This is a genomic window from Henriciella sp. (assembly GCF_049649345.1).
Classification (GTDB): domain Bacteria; phylum Pseudomonadota; class Alphaproteobacteria; order Caulobacterales; family Hyphomonadaceae; genus Henriciella.
Genome location: NZ_JBARZC010000070.1, coordinates 1 through 1,884 on the forward strand (window position 1 = coordinate 1; position 1,884 = coordinate 1,884).

A 1,884-nucleotide genomic window follows, 5' to 3' on the forward strand; every position below is an offset into this window, starting at 1 on the left:
GGGGAGCCGCGCTCACAGTCCGCGCCGGTGACTTATACAATTACGGATGACGGCCTGATCCGCCGCGTCGAGTATCTGGGATCGTCTACCGGCGAGCCCTAGGACCCGAAAGGCCAACCGGTTTGACAGCCTCGCCCGCCCAGACCTGCGTCATGCGCGCCCGCCCGCTTGCCCTTGGCGTCCAAATTCGCCATTGATGCGCGCAAATTCCAAGATTCAAGAAGGACACTCCCATGAAGAAGCCTGTGAAAGTTGCTGTCACCGGAGCCGCTGGCCAGATCGGTTATGCCCTCCTCTTCCGTATCGCTGCTGGCGACATGCTTGGCCCGGACCAGCCGGTCGACCTTCACCTGCTCGAGATCACGCCGGCGCTTGGCGCGCTGAATGGCGTTGTCATGGAACTGAATGACTGCGCTTTCCCGCTGCTCAACAACATCGTTGCGACCGACGATCCGAATGTCGCCTTCAAGGATTGCGACTTCGCGCTCCTCGTCGGCGCGATGCCGCGCAAACAGGGCATGGAGCGCAAGGATCTCCTCTCGGCCAATGGCGGCATCTTCGGCCCGCAAGGCAAGGCGATCAACGACCATGCCTCGCGCGATGTGAAAGTCCTCGTCGTCGGCAATCCGGCGAACACAAACGCGCTGATCGCCCAGCAGAACGCGCCCGGCCTAGACCCGAAATGCTTCACCGCAATGGTCCGCCTCGACCATAACCGCGCGATGAGCCAGCTCGCCGAGAAGACCGGCACGCACAATACCGATATCGACAAGGTCATCATCTGGGGCAACCATTCGGCGACCCAGTATCCGGACCTCCACCACGCAACCGTCAAAGGTGATGCGGCCCTCTCCAAGGTCGACCAAGACTGGTATGAAAACACCTTCATCCCCGATGTGCAGCAACGCGGCGCGGCGATCATCAAGGCGCGCGGCGCCTCATCCGCCGCCTCTGCTGCCTCGGCTGCGATCGACCATATGCGCACCTGGGCCCTCGGCACAGATGGCGACTGGGTCTCCATGGGCATTCCGGCCGACGGCTCCTACGGCATCGAGCCGGGCATCATCTACGGCTATCCGGTGACCTGTTCGGGCGGCAAGTATGAGATCGTCCAAGGCCTCGACATCAATGAGTTCTCCCGCGCCAAGATGGATGCGACCGAGAAAGAGCTGCGCGAAGAGCGCGATGCGGTGAAGGACCTGCTCGGCTAGTCCGCGCAGCTTCCGGGCAGCCATGTCGCACAACACTTTCGGCCACCTTTTCCGCGTGACGACCTGGGGCGAGAGCCATGGGCCGTCCATTGGCTGCGTGGTCGATGGCTGCCCGCCGGGGCTCAAGCTCGACGAAGAGTGGGTCCAGCAATTCCTCGACAAGCGCCGTCCCGGCACCAGCCGTTTCGTCACCCAGCGCAAGGAACGGGACGCGGTGAAAATCCTCTCCGGTGTCTTCGAGGACGATCGGACGGATGGCCAGGTCACGACCGGCACGCCGATCTCCATGCTGATCGAAAATATCGACCAGAGGTCGAAAGACTATTCGGAGATTCGCGACCGCTACCGGCCCGGCCACGCCGATTATGCCTATGACGAGAAATATGGCATTCGCGACTATCGCGGCGGCGGACGGTCCTCTGCGCGTGAAACGGCCATGCGAGTCGCAGCTGGCGCCGTGGCCCGCCGGGTGCTCGGTGAGGGCATTGTGATTCGCGGGGCGGTCGTCCAGATCGGCCCCCACAAAGTCGACCGCGAGGCGTGGGACTGGAATGAAACCTCCAACAACCCCTTCTGGTGCCCGGACGCGAAAACCGCGGCCAAATGGGAGGCGTTTCTGGACGAGACGCGCAAGGCTGGCTCAAGCGCGGGGGCCGTCGTCGAGGTTCAGGCC

General features: G+C 63.1%; 2 protein-coding genes. Both read left to right on the top strand.

Annotated features, from left to right (window positions below; translation table 11 throughout):
• The first annotated feature begins 233 nt into the window (after positions 1 to 233).
• Positions 234 to 1,211 (top strand): malate dehydrogenase, encoded by a 978-nt coding sequence (locus WA989_RS01735; protein WP_424338806.1) that lies wholly within the window; start codon positions 234 to 236, stop codon positions 1,209 to 1,211.
• Positions 1,212 to 1,233: 22 nt separating this feature from the next.
• Positions 1,234 to 1,884 (top strand): chorismate synthase (gene aroC / locus WA989_RS01740; protein ID WP_424338807.1); only part of this gene is annotated, 651 nt, incomplete at its 3' end.

What these genes read in the sequence shown, in the direction of transcription:
- WA989_RS01735 (WP_424338806.1), top strand. Translation starts at nt 234, where the DNA reads ATGAAGAAGCCTGTGAAAGTTGCTGTCACCGGAGCCGCTGGCCAGATC.